This window comes from Hymenobacter daecheongensis DSM 21074 (assembly GCF_900141805.1).
GTDB classification, from domain to species: Bacteria; Bacteroidota; Bacteroidia; order Cytophagales; family Hymenobacteraceae; genus Hymenobacter; species Hymenobacter daecheongensis.
The window spans coordinates 662,214-681,672 of record NZ_FQYN01000001.1 but is presented as its reverse complement, the minus strand read 5'-3'; the positions used below and the strand labels follow the sequence as shown (position 1 = coordinate 681,672).

Annotated in this window: 15 protein-coding genes; 11 read left to right on the top strand and 4 right to left on the bottom strand. The window is 60.9% G+C overall.

Annotation, left to right across the window (positions count from 1 at the left end):
• Positions 1 to 18 precede the first annotated feature (18 nt).
• The 3 genes from crtD (at position 19) to BUB62_RS02910 (ending at position 3,000) form a co-directional block, all read left to right on the top strand.
• Positions 19 to 1,506 (top strand): 1-hydroxycarotenoid 3,4-desaturase CrtD, encoded by a 1,488-nt coding sequence (gene crtD / locus BUB62_RS02920; RefSeq protein WP_073105862.1) that lies wholly within the window; start codon positions 19 to 21, stop codon positions 1,504 to 1,506.
• Between the two features lie 156 nt (positions 1,507 to 1,662).
• Positions 1,663 to 2,352 carry a carotenoid biosynthesis protein gene (locus tag BUB62_RS02915; protein ID WP_073105860.1) on the top strand — a complete coding sequence of 230 codons (690 nt, stop codon included), beginning with the start codon at positions 1,663 to 1,665 and terminating at the stop codon, positions 2,350 to 2,352.
• A gap of 33 nt (positions 2,353 to 2,385) precedes the next feature.
• Positions 2,386 to 3,000, top strand: a complete 615-nt coding sequence (locus BUB62_RS02910; protein ID WP_073105858.1) for a TetR/AcrR family transcriptional regulator — start codon at positions 2,386 to 2,388, stop codon at positions 2,998 to 3,000.
• A gap of 69 nt (positions 3,001 to 3,069) precedes the next feature.
• On the opposite strand, the gene BUB62_RS02905 is transcribed toward BUB62_RS02910, so the two are convergent.
• Positions 3,070 to 3,312 carry a DUF6952 family protein gene (locus BUB62_RS02905; RefSeq protein ID WP_073105855.1) on the bottom strand — a complete coding sequence of 81 codons (243 nt, stop codon included), beginning with the start codon at positions 3,310 to 3,312 and terminating at the stop codon, positions 3,070 to 3,072.
• 13 nt (positions 3,313 to 3,325) lie between these two features.
• Entirely contained in the window at positions 3,326 to 3,649 is a 324-nt protein-coding gene (locus BUB62_RS02900) for a thioredoxin family protein (protein ID WP_073105853.1), read from the bottom strand.
• Positions 3,650 to 3,890: 241 nt separating this feature from the next.
• Between BUB62_RS02900 and BUB62_RS02895 the strand changes: the two genes are divergently transcribed.
• On the top strand, positions 3,891 to 4,586 hold the full coding sequence (locus BUB62_RS02895) for an arylesterase (protein WP_317041371.1): 696 nt from the start codon (positions 3,891 to 3,893) through the stop codon (positions 4,584 to 4,586).
• Positions 4,587 to 4,768: 182 nt separating this feature from the next.
• Here the strand turns inward: BUB62_RS02895 and glgP are convergent, their stop codons facing one another.
• Entirely contained in the window at positions 4,769 to 6,421 is a 1,653-nt protein-coding gene (gene glgP / locus BUB62_RS02890) for an alpha-glucan family phosphorylase (RefSeq protein WP_073105851.1), read from the bottom strand.
• 441 nt (positions 6,422 to 6,862) lie between these two features.
• On the opposite strand from glgP, the gene BUB62_RS02885 reads away from it, so the two are divergent.
• The 6 genes from BUB62_RS02885 to BUB62_RS02860 all read left to right on the top strand — a co-directional run bounded on the left by BUB62_RS02885 (position 6,863) and on the right by BUB62_RS02860 (position 13,950).
• Positions 6,863 to 8,761: a glycoside hydrolase family 13 protein gene (locus BUB62_RS02885; RefSeq protein WP_084538772.1), complete on the top strand. Its 1,899-nt coding sequence runs from the start codon at positions 6,863 to 6,865 to the stop codon at positions 8,759 to 8,761.
• A gap of 63 nt (positions 8,762 to 8,824) precedes the next feature.
• Complete coding sequence (locus BUB62_RS02880; RefSeq protein WP_073105848.1) at positions 8,825 to 9,202, top strand: GxxExxY protein; 378 nt, start codon at positions 8,825 to 8,827, stop codon at positions 9,200 to 9,202.
• 66 nt (positions 9,203 to 9,268) lie between these two features.
• The gene (locus BUB62_RS02875; protein ID WP_073105845.1) at positions 9,269 to 9,976 is read left to right on the top strand and encodes an SDR family oxidoreductase; all 708 of its coding nucleotides are present in this window, start codon (positions 9,269 to 9,271) and stop codon (positions 9,974 to 9,976) included.
• Between the two features lie 120 nt (positions 9,977 to 10,096).
• Positions 10,097 to 11,941 carry an alpha-amylase family glycosyl hydrolase gene (locus BUB62_RS02870; protein WP_073105843.1) on the top strand — a complete coding sequence of 615 codons (1,845 nt, stop codon included), beginning with the start codon at positions 10,097 to 10,099 and terminating at the stop codon, positions 11,939 to 11,941.
• A gap of 110 nt (positions 11,942 to 12,051) precedes the next feature.
• On the top strand, positions 12,052 to 13,458 hold the full coding sequence (locus tag BUB62_RS02865) for an MFS transporter (RefSeq protein ID WP_073105841.1): 1,407 nt from the start codon (positions 12,052 to 12,054) through the stop codon (positions 13,456 to 13,458).
• A 138-nt stretch (positions 13,459 to 13,596) separates the two neighbouring features.
• A complete protein-coding gene (locus BUB62_RS02860; protein WP_073105839.1) occupies positions 13,597 to 13,950 on the top strand; it encodes a hypothetical protein in 354 nt (117 codons plus the stop codon).
• 192 nt (positions 13,951 to 14,142) lie between these two features.
• On the opposite strand, the gene BUB62_RS02855 is transcribed toward BUB62_RS02860, so the two are convergent.
• Entirely contained in the window at positions 14,143 to 15,858 is a 1,716-nt protein-coding gene (locus BUB62_RS02855) for a M28 family metallopeptidase (RefSeq protein ID WP_084538771.1), read from the bottom strand.
• 530 nt (positions 15,859 to 16,388) lie between these two features.
• Between BUB62_RS02855 and BUB62_RS02850 the strand changes: the two genes are divergently transcribed.
• The gene (locus tag BUB62_RS02850; protein WP_073105837.1) at positions 16,389 to 19,442 is read left to right on the top strand and encodes a M16 family metallopeptidase; all 3,054 of its coding nucleotides are present in this window, start codon (positions 16,389 to 16,391) and stop codon (positions 19,440 to 19,442) included.
• Positions 19,443 to 19,459 lie beyond the last annotated feature (17 nt).

Sequence of the window (19,459 nt, the reverse complement as noted above, 5' to 3'; positions counted from 1 at the left end):
CGCCGCTGTTAGTACCTCGTGACCAAAAAACGAAGCCCCGCGCCCAAACAGCCCGCCGCCATCATTGGGGCCGGTATTGCCGGCATTGCCACGGCCGTGCGGCTGGCCCTGAAGGGCCACGCCGTCACGGTTTTTGAGACTCAGGATACGTTTGGCGGCAAGATGCACCAGTTTTCGCTGCCCGGCGGCTACCGGTTCGATGCCGGCCCCTCGCTCTTCACGCTGCCCGCGCTGGTGGATGAGCTGTTCCGGCTGGCCGGGCGTGAGCCCCAGGACCACTTCCGCTACCAGCGCCTCGACCCGATTACGCAGTACTTCTTCGCCGATGGCACCCGCCTCACGGCCTGGGCCGATAAAGAAAAGTTTGCGCGGGAAGTGGAAGAAAAGCTGGGCACGCCGGCTGCTGATGTGCTCGGGTTTCTGCGCCGCAGCGGCCGGGCCTACGCGGCTACCGAAAGCACGTTTCTGCACAAGTCGCTGCACAAGGCGGGCACTTACTTCAGCGCCGATGTGCTGAAGGCCGTGGCGGCGCTGCCGGGCCTGGGCCTCACGGGCACCATGCACCAGCGCCACGCCAGCGCCTTCCGCGATGCGCGGCTGGTGCAGCTCTTCGACCGGTTTGCCACTTACAACGGCTCCGACCCCTACCAGGCCCCCGCCACGCTCAGCCTGATTCCGCACCTGGAGCACGGCATCGGGGCGTTTTATCCCGAAGGCGGCATCTACAGCATTGCCCAAAGCCTGGTAGGGCTGGCCGAGGAGCTGGGCGTAAAATTCCGCTACAGCGAGCCGGTGCTGGAGATTCTGACGGCCGACAAGCAAGTAACGGGCGTGCGGACGGAGCAGGATGTGTACGACTTTGGGCTGGTGGTGAGCAACATGGATGTGGTGCCCACCTACCGCCGCTTGCTGCCCACGCAGCCCGCGCCCGAGCGCACCCTCCGCCAGCCCCGCTCGTCTTCGGCGCTGATTTTCTACTGGGGCGTGGCCCGCGAATTTGCGGAGCTGGGCCTGCACAACATCTTTTTTTCTGAGGATTACCGGCAGGAATTCGCGGCCATTTTCGGGCAGAAAACCGTGAGCCCCGACCCCACGGTGTACGTGAACATCACCTCCAAACTAACGTCCACCGACGCCCCGGCCGGCCACGAAAACTGGTTTGTAATGGTGAATGTGCCTCACAACGAGGGCCAGGACTGGGACAAGCTCATCCAAACCACCCGCCGCGCCGTACTGGACAAGGTGAGCCGCACGCTGGGCGTGGCCGTGGAGCCGCTGCTGCAGGCCGAGCACGTCTGGGACCCGCGCGGCATTGAGCAGCGCACGTCGTCGTTTGGGGGGGCACTGTATGGCAGTAGCTCCAACAACGCGCTGGCCGCTTTTCTGCGGCACCCCAACTTTTCGGGAAAGCTGCAGGGGCTGTACTTTTGCGGTGGCAGCGTGCATCCCGGCGGCGGAATCCCGCTGTGCCTGCTCTCCGCCAAAATCGTGGCCGAGCTGATCTGAAATTGTGAGTGTTAAGGGGTAAATGCTGAGTAATGAAGTAGTTTGCCGATTTACATCCGTTGGCGGCAGCTGCTTGCAGTGCCCTATTTTTTCAGAGTGAAGGCAGAACCGCCCAGGCCATTTACCCTTCAACATTAAAAATTCAGCATTTCAACAATGCCTTTTTCCGACCCGACCCAAGACCTGCCCGTGCCGCCGGTGGCCGAGGCCAATCAGCAGCGCCGGCTGCGCGTGGCGCAGGGCATTCTGCTGCTGTTTCACGGTACGGGCTTTCTGGGGCTGACTTTTTCGCAGAATCCGGGCTTCTACCTGCAGTTTGTGCCCCTGAACCTGCTGCTGACGGCCGCGCTGCTGCTGGCTTTCCAGCCCGACCGGCGGGGCATGTTCGTCACATTCTGCGTGGTGGTGATGGCCGTGGGCTTCTTCGTGGAGGTGGTGGGCATTCGGACCGGGCGGCTGTTTGGGGTGTATGAGTACGGCGCTACGCTGGGCGTGAAGTGGCTGGGCGTGCCGCTTATCATTGGCCTCAACTGGCTGCTGCTGACGTACATGACCGGCATTCTGGCCCGCTACCTGCCCGCGCCCGGCTTTGTGCGGGCCCTAGCGGCCGCTGTGCTTATGGTGGGTATGGACCTGTGCATTGAGCCCGTGGCCGTGCACTTTGATTTCTGGAGCTGGCAGTTCAACCGTATTCCGCTGCAGAACTTCAAGGGCTGGTTTGCCATTGCCCTGATCCTACAGGTATATTTCAACCGCACCGACTTTGTGAAGCGCAACCCGCTGGCCCCGTTTGTGTACCTGTTACAGCTGCTGTTTTTCTTCGGATTGGGCTGGCTAATTCGCTAGTTTTATCGCCCCGCTTTCCCACCCACTTTTGCTATGACCTCAACTTTACGCGATACGCTGCTGGAAGAAGCTCTCCGAATTTTTCAAACCAAAGGCATCACCAACATTTCGCTGGAGCAGATAATGAGCGCGCTGGATGTGTCGCCGGCCACTTTCCACGAAATGTTTCAGGACAAAGAGGACTTGGTGCTGCAAGTCACGCAGCACGATATTAGCCGGCAAAAAGCCGAGCACGCGCAGCTATTCCAGCGCGTCGATAATGCCGTGGCCCGGCTGCTGAGCCTACTCGAAATGGGCATCCGCGACCTGCGCAAAGTCACCTCGCCCGACTATTTCGCCGACCTGATCCACCACTATCCGCGGGCCTGGGAAATGGGCCAGCAGCACTTGGCCGAGTATTCGTACCCGCAGATTCATAGCCTGCTGAACGAGGGCATCCTGCAGAAAACCCTGCGCGGCGACATCAACATCGCGCTGGTGAGCAAAATCATCATCGAACAGCTGTATATGGTGCTCAATGAGCAGATTTTTCCGCCCAGCCGCTACGATGTGGCCGAGGTTTTCCGCAGCGTGTACCTGTACTACATGCGCGGGCTGTGTACTGAGGAAGGTCTGAAAACCGCTTCCACGCACTTTGCCCGCATGTAGCCGAGGCCACCTGATAGCACAAAAAAAGAGGAGCCCCACGGGGCTCCTCTTTTTTTGACAACTATCTGATTAGCTAATCGATACGCGTACTTTTTTGGTGTATTCGCGCAGAGCATCCTTGAACTCGGAGCCGTGGTCCTTCTGATGATTCAGAATGAAGATGGCGGCGAAAATGTGGGTCAATTGCTCGCCTTCATCCTCGCCTTCCACCTCAAAGTCGGGCTGGCGCTCGTCGAGCAGGGCTTCTTCGGCCTCCAGCAGGCTCGGCAGCGTCTGCGACTCGACCAGGCGTTTGATGGCAGGTATTTTCATGACCGGGCGGGGCTTAGTTGAGGTGGAGCTTGCCAATCAGCTCAGCCACGGCTTCTTCCTTGCTGGCCGAAACGGTATCGAGCAGCTGGCCATTCTGAAAAATGGCGAAGAAGGGCAGCGTGGTTACGTTGGCGAGCTTGCGGGCTTCGGGGCTGGTTTCGGCATTCACATCCAGAAAGGCTACTGCCTGGTTTTGCTCCGCCTCGGCCATGCGCTTGAACTTGGGCGAGAACAGGCGGCAATTGCCGCACCAATCGGCGTAATATTTCACTACCACTTTCTCGTTGGCAGCAATAAGTTCTTGAAAATCAGCGTCGGTTGCTTTCGTGACGGACATGGAAACGGGTTGGTTGGTAGATGAACTAAGGTCAGCAGCTAAGAATGATTCTTATCTGGCCCGTAAAGATAAAGCCTGAGGCCGGCAAAAAAGTTTAGGGGCGCCCAGGATTTCGCCGGGCATCGGCTTTCCGCTTCGTGTCCGCGCCCCGCCAGGAGCCGGCTGGCCAGCGTGGCTAACCCGCGCCCGGCCGGGGCAGTATACGGCGGAGCCTTTGTCACCTGCCCGCTTTTTTCGCGCCATGCGGTTAGCCTTCTTTTTTCTCAGTCTGGGCGTGCTGGTCGGCTGCCAGTCCGGCGGCTCTTCCGGGGCAGCGCCGGCCCGCGCTGCTTCGCCCGCCCTGGCTTCTCCCGTTCGTATGCAAAACATCATTTTCTTCGGCAACAGCCTCACTGCCGGCTATCAGCTGCCGGCCAGTGCCGCCTTTCCCAGCCTGCTCCAAGCCCGCATCGACTCGCTGCAGCTGCCCTACAAAGCCCTGAACTACGGCGTGAGTGGCGAAACCACCGCCGGCGGCCGGCAGCGCGTAGCCAGCGTATTGGCCCGCCAGCCCGTCGATGTATTTGTGCTGGAGCTGGGGGCCAACGACGGCCTGCGCGGCATCCCCGTCCGCGAAACCACTCAGAACCTGCAGGCCATCATCGACCAGGTGCGCCTGAAATACCCACGGGCCCGCATCGTGCTGGTGGGTCTGGAGTTTCCCTTCGACCTAAGTGCCTTCGGCGGCCACAAGTACGGCCACTACGCCGCCGAGTTCAAAGCCCTGTTCCGCGAACTGGCCGACAAGAACAGCCTCGATTTCGTGCCCTTCCTGCTGCAGGGCGTGCTGGGCCGCCGCGAACTGAACCTGCCCGACGGCGTGCACCCGAATGCTGAGGGCCAGAAGATATTGGCGAATAATGTGTGGGCCGTGCTGAGCGGAGTGCTGGGAAACTAGAGGCTAGGCGGCTAAAAACTAAGCTCCCCTCCTTTTTTCAAGGAGGGGTTGGGGGTGGTTCAGCTAGAGCTAAAAGTCGTCAGACGATTATCTAGTACTAGCTGTCGTTCAACGACGGAACCACCCCCAACCCCTCCTTGAAAAAAGGAGGGGAGCTTTTTAGCTTCTTAGCCTCTAACTCTCTAAACCGTGTACATCTTCTCGTAATACTCCGTGGCCATGCGGTGTGACTCAAACTCGGGCTCTACTTCGCGCATGGCGGTTTTGGCGATGCTCAGGAACTGCGCGGGCTGACCGTAGTACAGCGGCACTATTTCGTTTTCCAGCACGTCCAGCACGCCGGTAGCTTCCAGGTCGTCCTTTGTGTGCTCAGCCTCGTTCAGCTCGGCCAGCGGGAGCAGGAAGCCGTTTTCGCCGTGGCGCACGAACTCCGGAATCCAGCCGTCGGGGATGCTCAGATTCACGCTGGCGTTCATGGCGGCCGTCATGCCGCTGGTGCCGGAGGCCTCGCGGGGGAAGCGCGGGGTGTTCAGCCAGATATCCGAACCCTTTTTCAGCGCCGCCGAGAGGCCCAGCTCGTAGCCGGTGAGCACGGCGCAGGTTTTCAGGTGCTTGGTCTTCTGAATGATGTCGTTGAACATGCCGATAGCGCCGTAATCCTTCGGATACGGCTTGCCGGCCCAGATCACCTGCACGGGCCGGTCTTGGTTAGTTACCAGCTGCACGAACCGTTCGAAATGACGCAGAATCAGGTCGGCGCGCTTGTAGCCGGCGAAGCGGCGGGCCCACACCACGGTCAGCGCGTCGGGGTCGAGCAGGGTGCCGGTCTGATCGGCCACCAGATCAAACAGGTCCTTTTTCAGCTCCCGCTTGCGGGCCTTCAGGGCCTTGTCGTTGTCGGCCTTCAGGGCTTTGTGCAAGGCCTTGTCGCGCCAGTAGGTGCCGTTCTGGGCGTTCGTAATCGGGATGATGGGGCAGATGCCCTCGTTGTGGCCCCACATTTCATTCGACACGACGCCGTGTACTTTCGATACGGCGTTGGCTTTGCGCGAGAAGCGCAGGGCCGTGAGCGTGTAGCTCAGCATGTCGTTGGGCTCCACGCGGGCCACGCGCCGGATTTCGTCGGCGGGCACGGTGCCGAAGAAGGTCATGTCGGTGAGCAGCTTCATGGGGTGCTCCTCGTTGCCGGCCAGCTCAGGCGTATGGGTGGTGAAAACCAGGCGCTTCTGCACTTCTTCCAGCTTGCGGCCGTGCTTTTCGTAGAGATAGAACGCCAGCGGCAGGCCGTGGCCCTCGTTGAGATGATACGTGTCTACCTGCACGTCGAGCAGGTCGAGCAGCTTGCCGCCACCCGTGCCCAGCACGATGGACTGCGCCACCCGCGCCGCCGTGTCGGCATCGTAGAGATGGTGGGTGATGGTGCGCGAGATGTAGTCGTTTTCGGGAATGTCGGTCGTCAGGAAGAACATGGGGGCCGTGCCGAACGTGTCGGTGGCCAGGTACAGGGCTTTCACCTGCACTTCCGCGCCGTGAATGGTGACGGGGAAGATCAGGCCGGTATCCTCGAGAAAGGAATAGGACTTGTGCCGGAAATCGGCCCGCATGGTCTGGTCTTCGTTGCGGCCCTGGTCGTAGTAGCCATACGTCCACAGCATCCCGATTCCGATCAGGTTCTGCTTCAGCTCATACGCCGAGCGCATGTGCGAGCCCGCCAGGAAGCCCAGACCACCGGAGTAGGTTTTGAGGGCCTGATCCAGCGCGAATTCCATGGAAAAATAGGCGGCCTGCGACTTGAAGCGGGCGGCGGGAGCGTATGGTTTGAACTGGAAGGACATGGAGATTTAGAAGGAAGTGAACCGCTACGGCCGGGCATAGCGGGGCGTTGCGGGGGCCGAAGGTCAGCACAATCCGGCCTAAAAAAAAGCACCCATTCCAGAAAGTGAAGGGCAATCGTTTGCACGGGCTATTGTACTTTCCAAGTTTTCATCACCCCGGTTCCCGTGCCGGAGTGCGAAAACAGCCGCCGCTATCTGGCAAACGCAGATCTGCGGATAGAGTTAAGCAAGCTGTCCGGCCATAGCGGAGTGCGGAGCACCCCAAAACAAACAATAAACTACGCAACAAAAAGAGGCATTTTCTCCTGTTCAAACATTCTTTTATAGGCCAAATCAAGCCCAAATGGCACTTTTAGGGTAGGGCACCGGGCTTTTTATTGCAAGCGCCGGCTGCTCAGGCTACCTTGCCTGCTCTCTTTCTCCGCTGACCTGATTTTGCCCATGAACCCACTCCGTATTTTGTCTTTGCTCGCGGCCGGAGCGCTGCTTTCGCTGCCCGCGCAGGCCGGGGCGGCCCGCCCGGCCGCGCCCCTGACCACCACGGCCGTTGCCAAGCCCGCCGGCATTCAGCGCATCGACCCTACGTTCTGGTGGGTGGGCATGAAAAACCCGAAGCTGCAGCTGCTGGTGCACGGGCCGGGCATCGGGAGCAGCACGGTGGCCCTGAGCTACCCCGGCGTGACGCTGGACGGCCTGCAGAAGCTGGAAAATCCGAACTACCTGATTGTTAACCTGACCATTGCGCCGTCGGCGAAGCCGGGGAAGGTGGCGCTGGAGTTTCGGGGCACGAAAAAGCTGACCTACCAGTATGAGCTGCGGGCGCGTAGCACCGAGGCCGGCCGCGTGCAGGGTATCACCAGCGCCGATTTTGTGTACCTGCTCATGCCCGACCGCTTCGCCAACGGCGACCCGAAAAACGACAACATCAAGGGTATGCGCGCCCCGGCCGTGGCCCGCGACTCGATGTACAGCCGCCACGGCGGCGACCTAAAAGGCATTGAGAACCATTTCGACTACCTCAAGCAGCTGGGCGTGACGGCCATCTGGCCCACGCCCATTGTGGAAAACGACGAGCCCAAGGCCAGCTACCACGGCTACGCCCTCACCGATTTCTACAACGTGGACCGCCGCTACGGCACCAATGAGGAGTATGTGCAGTTTGTGCGCAACGCCCACAAAAGCGGCCTAAAAGTGATTCATGACGTGGTATTGAACCACATGGGCACCTCGGGCTACCTGGTGCAGGACGCGCCCGCCAGGGACTGGTTTCATCAGTGGCCCACCTTCACGCGCAGCAACTTCCGCGACGCGGCCTTCAACGACCCGTACGTGTCGCAGTACGACCGCAAGCAGTTCGGCGAGGGCTGGTTTGATAAGCACATGGCCGACCTGAACCAGAGCAACCCACTGGTGAGCACCTACATCATCCAGAATTTCCTGTGGTGGGTGGAAAATACCGGCCTCGACGGCTACCGCGTGGACACGTACAGCTATTCGGACCGTAAGTTTCTGATGGACTGGGGCAATGCCATTCTCGAAGAGTACCCCAACATTGGCCTTTTTGGCGAAACTTGGGTGCAGGGCACGGCCCAGCAGGCTTATTTCGCCCAGAACATCTTCCCGATGGTGGACGGCTTCAAGGCCAACCTGCCCGGCGTGACGGACTTCCAATTGCAATACGCCATCAACGAGGCGCTGACCCGCGACGCGGGCTGGACCGAGGGCATCAACAAACTCTACTACACGCTGCAGGCCGACTGGATGTACCAGAACCCGCAGCGCAACGTGCTGTTTCTGGATAACCACGACTTGAGCCGGTTCTATTCAGTCATCGGCGAGGACTTTGCCAAGTATAAGATGGGGCTGGCGTGGCTGCTCACCTGCCGCGGCATTCCGCAGCTCTACTACGGCACCGAGGTGCTGATGAAGAACTACAGCAACCCCGACGGCAAGGTGCGCGAGGATTTCCCCGGCGGCTTCCCCGGCGACAAGAAAAACCTGTTTACGACCCGCACGGGGCCGGAAGCGGAGGCTTTCGACTACGTGAGCCGGCTGGCCAACTACCGCAAGACGCACCCCGTGCTGCAGTCAGGCAAGCTCATGCAGTTCATCCCCGATCAGGGCGTGTACACGTATTTCCGCTACAACGACCAGGGCGAGACGGTGATGGTGATGATGAACTCCGGGAAGGACGAGAAGACGGTGGATATGGCGCGGTTCGCGGAGCGGCTCAGCGGGTTCAACTCGGGGGTGGAAATTACCTCGGGCGCGGCGGTTGCGGATTTGAAATCGGTGAGGATTCCGGGGCGGATGGCTTGGGTGGTGGAGCTGCGGAAATAGGTATATTTCTGTCCGAGATTTTTAGCCCGCAGAGGGCGCAGTGTTTACGCAGAGGACGCAGAGGTGCACGAAAACGATATATCCTTTCTGATTCGAAAGGCGTCTTTTGCCATTCATACTGCTTTGGGGCCGGGGCTGCTGGAGTCGGTGTATGAAACGCTGTTGGGGCACGAGCTGCGAAGGGCAGGCCTGGAAGTAAAGACTCAAGTAGCGCTGCCGGTTCTCTATGATGGCTTGCGCCTAGAAAACGGTTTTCGCATGGACTTGCTTATTGAAAACAAAGTTGTAGTCGAGTTAAAATCAGTGGAAGTTCTTCTGGAAGTGCACCACATGCAACTGCTGACGTACCTCAAACTCTCCGGCCATAAATTGGGACTACTCATCAATTTCAACGTACCAGCCATCAAAACCGGCATTTTTCGAAAAGTAAACGGGTTGTAAGAACACTGCGTCCTCTGCGAAATCACCGCGCCCTCTGCGGGCTAAAAACACCAGAACAATCATACCATGACCGACCTAACCGATAAAGTAGCCATCGTCACCGGGGCCAGCCGGGGCATTGGGCGGGCCATTGCGCTGCTGCTGGCCATGCAGGGCGCCAAAATAGTCTGCGTGGCCCGCTCGGCCGACGAGCTGACCGAAGTAGCCCTCAAAACCGCCGGCCTGGCCGTGCCCGCCGACGTTTCGGACGAAGCCGATGCCCAGCACGTCATCAACGAAGCCCTGCGCCAGTTCGGCCGCGTCGATATTCTGGTCTGCAATGCCGGCGTGGGCTCGTTCAACCTGCTGGAGCACTTCAGCGCCGCCGAATGGGACCAGATGTTTGCCGTGAACGTGAAGGGTACGTTTCTGCTCTGCAAAGCCATTCTGCCCCACCTCAAAGCCCAGCACGGCGGCCACATCATCGGCATTGCTTCCGACGTGGCGCGGCGCACGTTTCAGCACGGGGCAGCCTACGGCGCCAGCAAATACGCCCAGGATGCCGTGCTGAGCACCTTGCGCAAGGAAGTTCGCTCGTTTGGCGTGAAGGTGAGCACCATTTACCCCGGCCTGGTCGATACGTATTTCAACGACTCCAAGCCCGGCAGCCCCGACGCCGAAAAAACCCACCTCAAGCCCGCCGACATTGCCCAGGCTGTGCGCTACGTGCTCGAAGCCCCCGCCCACGTCGTCGTCGATGAGCTCATGATTCACCCGCTCACGCAGGAGTGGTGAAGTGGTGATTTAGTGATTTAGTGCGTTTGCCGTTCGACTAGAGTCATCTGCTCAGATTGAACATCAAACTCACTAAGTCGCTAAATCACCACCCCACTACTCCCTATCTTACCCACCGATATGAAGAAACTTCTGCTGCCTGCTGCCGCTGCCTCCCTGGCCCTGGCCTCTTTTGCTTACCCGTTTTCGCCTAAACTCACTCCCGTGACCGAACCCCTTTCCCTCGCGGACCCCAATACGACCGACGAAGTGCCGCAGGATCATAAGCTGGTGATTTACCAGATGATGACGCGCCTGTTTGGCAACAAAACCGCCCTGAACAAGCCCTACGGCACCGTGACCGAAAACGGCGTAGGCAAATTCAACGACATCAACGACACGGCTTTGCAGGCCATCCGCAAGCTGGGCGTGTCGCATATCTGGTTTACCGGGGTGCTGGAGCACGCCACCATGACCGACTACACCAAAGCCGGCGGCCCCGGCCCCGACGATGCCGACGTGGTGAAAGGCCGCGCCGGCTCGCCCTACGCCATTCGCGACTACTACGACATTGACCCCGACCTGGCCGTGGACGTGAAAAACCGCAAGCAGGAGTTTGAGGCCCTCGTGAAGCGCACCCACGCCAATGGCATGAAAGTCATTATCGACTTCATTCCCAACCACGTAGCCCGCACCTACGTCTCGAATGCCAAGCCCGCAGGCGTGGTGGACCTGGGCGGCAAAGACGACAAGACCAAGGCCTTCGCGCCCAACAACAACTTCTACTATCTGCCCGGCAAAACCCTGATAGTGCCCAAAGCCGGCAACCCGCTGGGGGCTGCGCTGGCCCCAAAGGAAGACGGCAAGTTCAACGAAACGCCCGCCAAGGCTACCGGCAACGACGTCTTCTCGGAAGCTCCGAAGGTGGACGACTGGTACGAAACCGTGAAGCTGAACTACGGCGTGGACTACCAGAACGGCCGCAAAACCTACTTCGAGCCCATCCCCGATACCTGGATCAAAATGCGCGACATTCTGGTGTATTGGGCCCAGAAAGACGTGGACGGCTTCCGCTGTGACGTGGCCGAGATGGTGCCCGTCGAGTTTTGGGCCTGGGTGATTCCGGAAGTAAAAAAGGTGAAGCCCGGCATCATCTTCATCGGCGAAGCCTACAATCCGAAGGAGTATAAAACCTACTTGGAGAAGGGCAAATTCGACTACCTCTACGACAAAGTAGGGCTCTACGACGGCCTGCGCCGCCTCATGACCGGCACCGGCACCACCGAGGACATCACCAAAGTATGGAGCCAGGAAAGCCGCGGCTTCGGCTCGCACATGCTGCGCTTTCTGGAAAACCACGACGAGCAGCGCATTGCCTCCAAGGAGTTTGCCGGCGACCCCCGCACGGCCATTCCGGCCATGACGGTATCGGCCACGCTGGCCACGGGGCCGGTGATGCTGTATTTTGGGCAGGAAGTGGGCGAGCCCGCCCGCGGCGCGGCCGGCTTCAACACCGGCGACGGCCGCACCACCATTTTCGACTACTGGGGCGTGCCCCAGCACCAGAAATGGATGAACGGCGGCAAGTTTGACGGCGGCAAGCTCGACGGCGGCCAGAAGCAGCTGCGCGAATTCTACTCGCGCCTGCTCAACCTCACCAGCACCAGCGACGCTATTCGGAAGGGCAAGTTCTATGAGCTGCAGGACGCCAATAACCTGGGCAAGGAATACGACCAGAAAGTGGTGTACAGCTACCTGCGCTACACCGATAAGCAGAAGCTACTCATCGTGACCAACTTCAGCAAGGACAAAACCCTGAAGCCCACCATCACCATCCCCAAGTCGGCCTACACCGCTATGGGCCTCGATGCCAGCAAGTTCTACACCTACACCGACCTGCTGAACGGCTCGCCGGCCACCGAAAGCCTGACCATCACGTTGCCCCCGCTGAGCGCCTACGTACTGGAAATCAATCCGAAAAAATAGGAGCAAGAAGTTAGGAGCTGGAAGTTAGGAGCCGCGAATCAGATTTACTTCTAAACCCTGCTTCTAACTCCTAGCTCCCGACTCCTAACTCCTCTAAAAAAATCCCCCCAATGGCAACCAGCGTAGTGGCTCCGGCCAGCACCCGCGAAAAACCCCGCCTGAGCTTCTGGCAAATCTGGAACATGAGCTTCGGCTTTTTGGGTATCCAGTTTGGCTTTGCGTTGCAGAACGCCAACGTGAGCCGCATTTTTGAAACGCTGGGCGGCACCGAAATAGCCCTGTACTGGCTGGCCGCACCACTTACCGGCATGTTGGTGCAGCCCATCATCGGGTACATGTCTGACCGCACCTGGAGCCCGAAATGGGGGCGGCGGCGGCCGTTTTTCCTGGTGGGGGCCATCCTGGCCTCTTTCGCCCTGCTGGTGATGCCCAACGTGACGGCCTTGTGGATGGCCGTGGGCATGCTCTGGATCATGGATTCGAGCATCAACATCAGCATGGAGCCGTTCCGGGCACTGGTCGGCGACTTGCTGCCGGCCTCGCAGCGCACCACGGGCTTCGCGGCCCAGACGTTCTTCATCGGGGTAGGAGCCGTGGTCGCTTCGTCCTTGCCCTGGATGTTCACCAACTGGTTCGACGTGCCCAATACAGCCCCGGCGGGCCAGATTCCGCCTTCGGTGAAGTACGCCTTCTACATCGGCGGCATCGTGTTCTTCCTGGCCGTGCTCTGGACGGTGCTGCGCACCCGCGAGTATCCGCCGGAAAACCTGCAGGAGTTTGAAGAAGAGAAGCGCCGCACGGCCGGGTTTATAAACGGCGTTCGGGAGTCGTTTGCCGGCATTTTCCACATGCCCAAAACGATGGCCCAGCTGGCCATCGTGCAGTTTTTCTCGTGGCTGGCGCTGTTTTCGATGTGGATTTACACCACGCCCGCCGTCACCAGCCACATCTACCACACCACTGATGCCACCTCCAAGCTCTACAACGAAGGAGCCGACTGGGTGGGCGTGTGCTTTGCTGTATATAATGGCGTTTCGGCCATTGCGGCGCTGCTGCTGCCCGCCATTGCCCGCGCCACCAGCCGCCGCTTCACCCACCTGATCTGCCTCACGGCCGGCGGCCTGGGCCTGATTTCGATTTACTTCATCAGCAACCCCAACATGCTGCTGCTCTCGATGGTGGGCGTGGGCATTGCCTGGGCTTCCATCTTGAGCGTGCCCTACGCCATGCTGGCCGGGGCGCTGCCGGCCAACAAAATGGGCTACTACATGGGTGTCTTCAACTTCTTCATTGTGATTCCGCAGGTGGTGGCGGGCCTGATTCTGGGCTTCTTTACCAAGAATGTGTTCCACGGCGAATCGGTGTATACACTGGTATTGGGCGGCTGCTCCATGATCATTTCGGGCCTGCTCACGCTGCGCGTCGCCGACGACGACAAGATCCGGCTGCCGCTCATTGAGGACCAGCCCGTAGATCCGGCTTACAACGCGGAAGCCTCGCCCAACCCGCGCGTCTGACCCGACTTGCTTTCCTTGCCAAAGGCCGCTTTCTTCCCGGAAGCGGCCTTTTTTGTGGGGTGAAGGCCGCGAGGAAAAAGGCCGTTACTTTGCAAAACCTGCTCCGCTGGCTTATTCCGTTGGCGGATATTGCTTCCCATGAAACGACTCCTTTTCGGCCTGCTGCTCAGCCTGTGGCCACTCATAGCCCCGGCCCAGACAACGGCCCCCGCGCCCCGCCGCGACGACGGCCTGCTGCTCGCCGATGGCCGCCCCCAGCCCGGCAACGGCCTCGACGCGCGCACCGGAGCTTGGCTTGCCCGCCGCGCCCAAAACTCCGCTGGCGCGCTCCTTCTGCCTTTGCCCATCCGCCTCGAAACCCCGGCCCGCTCCGCCGCCAACGGCTCGTCTGCCACCACCCACCGCTTCTACCACTACGAGCAGAAGCGCCTGCGCGACAAAGACGGCCGCCGCCTGCCCGACGAGGAAGAAGACGAGGACGACGACGAGTAAAAAGAGCGCCAACCAGCACGTCATTCCGAGCGCAGCCGAGGAATCTCGCGTGCTGATGCGTGCAATGCTATTGTCATGCTGAGCTTGCCGATGCATCTCTGCCACGCCGTTTGATTACTAACCAAACGAAGCGGTAGAGATGCTTCGGCAAGCTCAGCATGACGTTCTTTTTCCTTCCTACGGGCAGCCAGCCTATTTCCCGGCCATACTCTTTTCCCGAATGGCTTTAAACTCCGACCCTGCTTTCCACTGCGGGAAAGTGGTTTCGCTGGCCAGGCGCTGGCCTACGCGGAACAGCAGGCGGGCATCCTGCTCCATGCCGCGGTAGTCGGCGGTGGGGCTGTATTCGTCGGAAGGCTGGTGGTAAGTGTTGGCCTCGAAGGCCTCGGCCGCTTTTTGGGCGAAAGCCTTGCCTTTGAACCAGTTGTCGGACTGGCCGCTGGCGTAGAGCGACGGAATGCCGACGTGAGCCAGGCTGAAATGGTCGGAGCGGAAGAAATAGCCCTTGTCGGCATTCTGGTCGGGCTGGATGTAGCGCCGCTGCTCCTGCGCGGCCGTGCGGGCGTAGTCGTCCAGCTCCGACTGGCCGTAGCCAATCACGGTCAGGTCGCGCATGGGGCCCATGTTGGGCAGGTCGTCCATGTTCAGGTCGGCCACGGTTTTGTGCACCGGGAACAGCGGATGGCTGGCGTAGTACATCGAGCCCAGCAGGCCCTGCTCTTCGCCCGTCACGGCCAGAAACACGATGCTGCGCGCCGGCTTTTCTTTGGCCTGCTGAAAGGCTTTGGCGATGCTGAGCAGGGCCGCGCAGCCGCTGGCGTTGTCGGCCGCCCCGTTATAAATCGAGTCCCCATTCACCGGGGCCCCGATGCCGAGGTGGTCCCAGTGGGCGGAGTAGATGATGTATTCGTCGGGGCGGGTAGTGCCGGGCAGCACGGCTACCACGTTTTTGGAGGTCTGGCGGCGCAGCTTGTTCCGTATGCTGGTGCTGAGCGTCAGGTTCAGCGGGCGGGCTCGGAAGCCTTTTTTGTTGGCGGCGGCGTAGGCTTCGTCGTAGCTCTGGCCGGCGGCCTGGAAGATCTTTTTGGCCGCGTCCAGCGTCAGCCAGCCTTCCAGCGCGCACTTGCTGGCCCCGCGGTCGGCGGTTTGAGGGCGCAGCTTGGCCCCCGAGTAGCTGCTCTGCACCACGCTCCAGGGGTAGGCGGCCGGCTTGGTATCGTGAATGATGAGCAGGCCGGCCGCGCCCTGGCGGGCGGCCTCCTCGTATTTGTACATCCAGCGGCCATAGTAAGTCATGGCGTGGCCCTTGAACATAGTAGTGTCGTTTTCGGCGTTGCCGGGGTCATTCACCAGCACCACTACCGTTTTGCCTTTCACGTCGAGGCCGGCGTAGTCGTTCCAGCCGTATTCGGGGGCTACTACGCCGTAGCCAGCAAACACCAGCGGCGAATTGGTGAGGGCTACCTGCTCCTTTTCCTGCTCGGTAAAGGCCATGTAGTCGGTTTTGTAATTCAGCGTGAGCGGCTGCTTGCCGCCCCCGATCTGCATGGTGGGCGCGGGCATCCCGGTAATTTCGACCAGCGGCACCGCCTGGAAATACGTGCCGTCAGGTCCCGGCTTCAGCCCCAGCTTCTTGAACTCATTGGCCAGAAACGTGGTGGTTTTCTGCTCGCCAATGGTGAAGGGCTTGCGGCCCTGGTACGCATCGGAAGCCAGCACCTTGATGTAGCTGCCAATGCCGGTGGCCGTGATGCCGTCGTTGGGCGCGGGCGGCAGGATGGTATCGGTGGGGGCTGTTTCGGGAGCGGCAGCGGTGGTGGCGGTGTCGGAAGTGCGGCTCTGGCAGCCGGCCAGCAGCGTGAGCAGCACCGCGCCGGCGGCCAGCAGGGGAGAAGGGGAGAAGCGCATAAAGCAGGAGGGGAGAAAGGATAAGAATGCGGCTCCAAGGTGCCGAAAAAACGGCATATGGCCCGGCGCGGGTCTTGTGCACGGGCGCGCGGGCGTCCTGAATAGCAGCGCGGGCCTCCCGCACGTCAGCGCGGACTTTCCACAGGGCAGCGCGCGTTTCCTACGCGTCAGCGCGGACTTTCTACACGCCGGCGCGAGCTTCCGGAACGTCAGCGCGAGCAATCCGGGGGCTTAAACCGGACTTTTCCAGGATAAAAAGGCTCGAAATGGCACTAAAACGGGAGATGGGGACGTTGGCGGGGCTGGGGCGCTGAAGCGAGCCTCGCCTGGCACTGTGTACATGTAGAGACGCATACTTGCGTCTCGTCGTTGAACGATAGATACCACGCTGGACCAACAACGTCAGCAACGACGAGACGCAAGTATGCGTCTCTACCCGCATACAGAGCCCGGCAGGCAGCCGTCCGACTGCCGGTGTGTCCTTTTCCCCGCTTACCTTCAGGCCCAACTTCCTTCCCTATTCTTGTTCTATGTTCAAAAACTCCCTGTTGCTGCTCTCCCTGGGCACGGCGCTCACGCTGAGCCCAGCCGTGGCCCAGCAGAAAAAGACGGCCCCTACGGCCGCCAAACCCGCCGGCCCGGCCACCGCCGCCGGCACCCGCCTGGTGGAAAAAGTGACCCGCCAGCCCGGCGAACTGGTGATTCCGTACGAGAAGTACGTGCTGGCCAACGGCCTCACCCTCATCGTGACCGAAGACCACTCCGACCCGCTCACGCACGTCGACGTGACCTACCACGTGGGCTCGGCGCGGGAGCAGATCGGCAAGTCGGGCTTCGCGCACTTCTTCGAGCACATGATGTTTGAGGGCTCCGACCACGCCCCGCAGGGCACGTTCGATAAAATCATCACCAGCGCGGGCGGCACGCTGAACGGCAGCACCACCCGCGACCGGACCAACTACTACGAAACCATTCCGAACAACCAGCTGGAGCGGGCCCTGTGGCTGGAAGCCGACCGCATGGGCTACCTGCTCGATGCCGTGACCCAGCCGCGCTTTGAGGTGCAGCGGGCCACGGTGAAAAACGAGCGCGGCCAGAACTTCGACAACCGCCCCTACGGCCTGGCCAGCGAGTATGTGGCCAAAAATCTGTATCCGTATGGCCACCCGTATAGCTGGCTCACCATCGGCTACCTCCAGGACCTGGACCGCTCCGACGTGCAGGACCTGAAGAACTTTTTCCTGCGCTGGTATGGCCCCAACAACGCCACGCTCACGGTGGGCGGCGACGTGAAGCCGGCCGAAGTAGTGGCGATGGTCGAGAAGTATTTCGGCTCCATCAAGCGCGGGCCGGCGGTGCAGAACATGACGCTGCCCGCCCCCAAGCTGACCCAGGACCGCTACGTGAGCTACCAGGACAACGTGCGCTTCCCGATGCTGCAGATGGTGTTCCCGACGGTGCCGCAGAACCACGTGGACGAAACGCCGCTCGACGCGCTGGCCGAAATCATCGGGGGCGGCGAGAATTCCTTGCTGTATAAAAACCTCACCAAGGCTCAACGGGCGGTGCAGGCCCGCGCCGGCCACCCCACGGCCGAGCTGGCGGGCGAGTTCAGCATCACGGCGCTGGCCTACCCCGGCAAAGGGCTCGACAGCCTCGAATACCGGGTGCGCCAGAGTCTGCAGGAGTTTGAGCGCCGCGGCGTGACCGACGAAGACATCACGCGCTTCCGGGCCAGCCGCGAGTCGCAGCTGGTGAGCAGCCTGGGCAGCGTGAGCGGCAAGGTGACTACGCTGGCCGAAAATCAGACCTACACCGGCAACCCCAACTATATTACGGTGCAGCTCAAGCGCCTGCGCGGCCTCACCAAGGCCGACGTGCAGCGGGTCTACAATCAGTACCTGAAAGGCAAAAAGGCCGTGGTGCTGAGTGTGCTGCCCAAAACCGGCAACGCCAAAGCCGCCCGCCCCGACAACTTCACCATCTCGAAAGCCGGCTACCAGGCCCCCGCCGACGAGTACAAGGGCCTGACCTACGTGAAGGGCCAGGACAAATTTGACCGCGGCGTGGTGCCCGCCGCCGGCCCCAACCCCGTAGTGACGGTGCCCGCGCTATGGCAGGATATTTTCGGCAACGGCCTGCGCGTGATGGGTACCCGCAACACGGAAGTGCCCATGGTGAATATGCTGCTCACCATCCGCGGCGGCCACCGCATAGAGCAGCTCGACCCGAGCAAGGCCGGCCTGGCCTGGCTGACCACCGATATGATGAACGAGGGCACCCAGAAGTACACCACCGAGCAGTTCAGCGCCGCCCTCGACCGGCTGGGCAGCACCATCCGGGTGCGCTCCGGCGACGACAACACGACCGTGGAAGTGCAGACGCTGGCCAAGAACCTGCCCGCCACACTGGCTTTGCTCGAAGAGCGCCTGCTGCACCCGCGCTTCGCCCAGGCTGATTTCGACCGTCTCAAGAAGCAGAACCTAGAGTACATTGCCAACCAGGCCACCCAGCCCGTCACCATCGCCAACAACACCTACGCCCGCCTGCTCTACGGCCCCGGCGACATCATGAGCACGCCCGCCATCGGCGCCCGCAATACGGTGCAGAACATCACGCTGGCCGATGTGAAGCAGTTTTATCAGACCTACTACGCCCCCAACCTGGCGCACCTAGTGGTGGTAGGCGACGTGGAGCAGAAGGACTTGCTGCCCAAGTTGGGCTTCCTGAAAAGCTGGGCCCGCACCGGTGCCACGCTGCCCGCCGGCAGTCCCGCCCCCCAGCCCGACAAAACCCGCATCTACTTCGTGAACAAGCCTGAAGCGGCCCAGTCGGAAATCCGCATTGGCTACCTGGCCCTGCCCTATGATGCCACCGGCGACTACTACCGCGCCTACCTGAGCAACTACCTGCTGGGCGGCTCGTTCACCAGCCGCATCAACCACAACCTGCGCGAGCAGAAAGGCTACACCTACGGCGCTTACTCCGGCTTCCGTGGCACGCGCTACGCGGGTCCGTTCACCGCCCAGGCCGGCGTGCGGGCCGATGCCACCACCGCTTCGCTGATCGAATTTGAGAAGGAAATGAAAGGCTACCGCGAAAGCGGAATCAGCGACGAGGACCTGAAAACCCTGCAGACCTCCATCGGCCAGAGCGACGCGCTGAAGTATGAAACCGGCCAGCAGAAAGCCGCTTTCCTGGCCCGCCTGCTCGAATACGACCTGCAGCCTGACTACGTGCAGCAGCAGAGCGCCATTCTGCGCAACCTCAAGAAGGAGGACGTGCAGGCCACGGCCCAGAAAGTGCTGCCCCTCGATAAAATGTACATCGTGGTGGTCGGCGACCGAGCCAAGGTATTCCCCGGCATCACGGAGCTGGGCCACGAAATCGTGGAGCTGGACGTGGACGGCAACCGCCTTAGCTCGCAGGTGATGCAGGGCTCCGTAGCCCCGGCCGCCACCGCCCTGCCGGCCGGCGAGGTGGTGAAAGCCAAATCGAAAACCGAGGATGCCGACGGCCGCAAGCAGAAGCGCAAGGAGAAAAAGGACGACAACAGCCGCAAGGTGAAGGAGAAAGCCGAGTAGGTTTTCGTGCCTTGCAT

Bases quoted from the DNA above. Each gene is read 5' to 3' on its own strand.
- BUB62_RS02915 (WP_073105860.1), top strand. From the start codon at position 1,663: ATGCCTTTTTCCGACCCGACCCAAGACCTGCCCGTGCCGCCGGTGGCC.
- BUB62_RS02910 (WP_073105858.1), top strand. From the start codon at position 2,386: ATGACCTCAACTTTACGCGATACGCTGCTGGAAGAAGCTCTCCGAATT.
- BUB62_RS02905 (WP_073105855.1), bottom strand. From the start codon at position 3,312: ATGAAAATACCTGCCATCAAACGCCTGGTCGAGTCGCAGACGCTGCCG.
- BUB62_RS02900 (WP_073105853.1), bottom strand. From the start codon at position 3,649: ATGTCCGTCACGAAAGCAACCGACGCTGATTTTCAAGAACTTATTGCT.
- BUB62_RS02895 (WP_317041371.1), top strand. From the start codon at position 3,891: ATGCGGTTAGCCTTCTTTTTTCTCAGTCTGGGCGTGCTGGTCGGCTGC.
- glgP (WP_073105851.1), bottom strand. From the start codon at position 6,421: ATGTCCTTCCAGTTCAAACCATACGCTCCCGCCGCCCGCTTCAAGTCG.
- BUB62_RS02885 (WP_084538772.1), top strand. From the start codon at position 6,863: ATGAACCCACTCCGTATTTTGTCTTTGCTCGCGGCCGGAGCGCTGCTT.
- BUB62_RS02875 (WP_073105845.1), top strand. From the start codon at position 9,269: ATGACCGACCTAACCGATAAAGTAGCCATCGTCACCGGGGCCAGCCGG.
- BUB62_RS02870 (WP_073105843.1), top strand. From the start codon at position 10,097: ATGAAGAAACTTCTGCTGCCTGCTGCCGCTGCCTCCCTGGCCCTGGCC.
- BUB62_RS02865 (WP_073105841.1), top strand. From the start codon at position 12,052: ATGGCAACCAGCGTAGTGGCTCCGGCCAGCACCCGCGAAAAACCCCGC.
- BUB62_RS02860 (WP_073105839.1), top strand. From the start codon at position 13,597: ATGAAACGACTCCTTTTCGGCCTGCTGCTCAGCCTGTGGCCACTCATA.
- BUB62_RS02855 (WP_084538771.1), bottom strand. From the start codon at position 15,858: ATGCGCTTCTCCCCTTCTCCCCTGCTGGCCGCCGGCGCGGTGCTGCTC.
- BUB62_RS02850 (WP_073105837.1), top strand. From the start codon at position 16,389: ATGTTCAAAAACTCCCTGTTGCTGCTCTCCCTGGGCACGGCGCTCACG.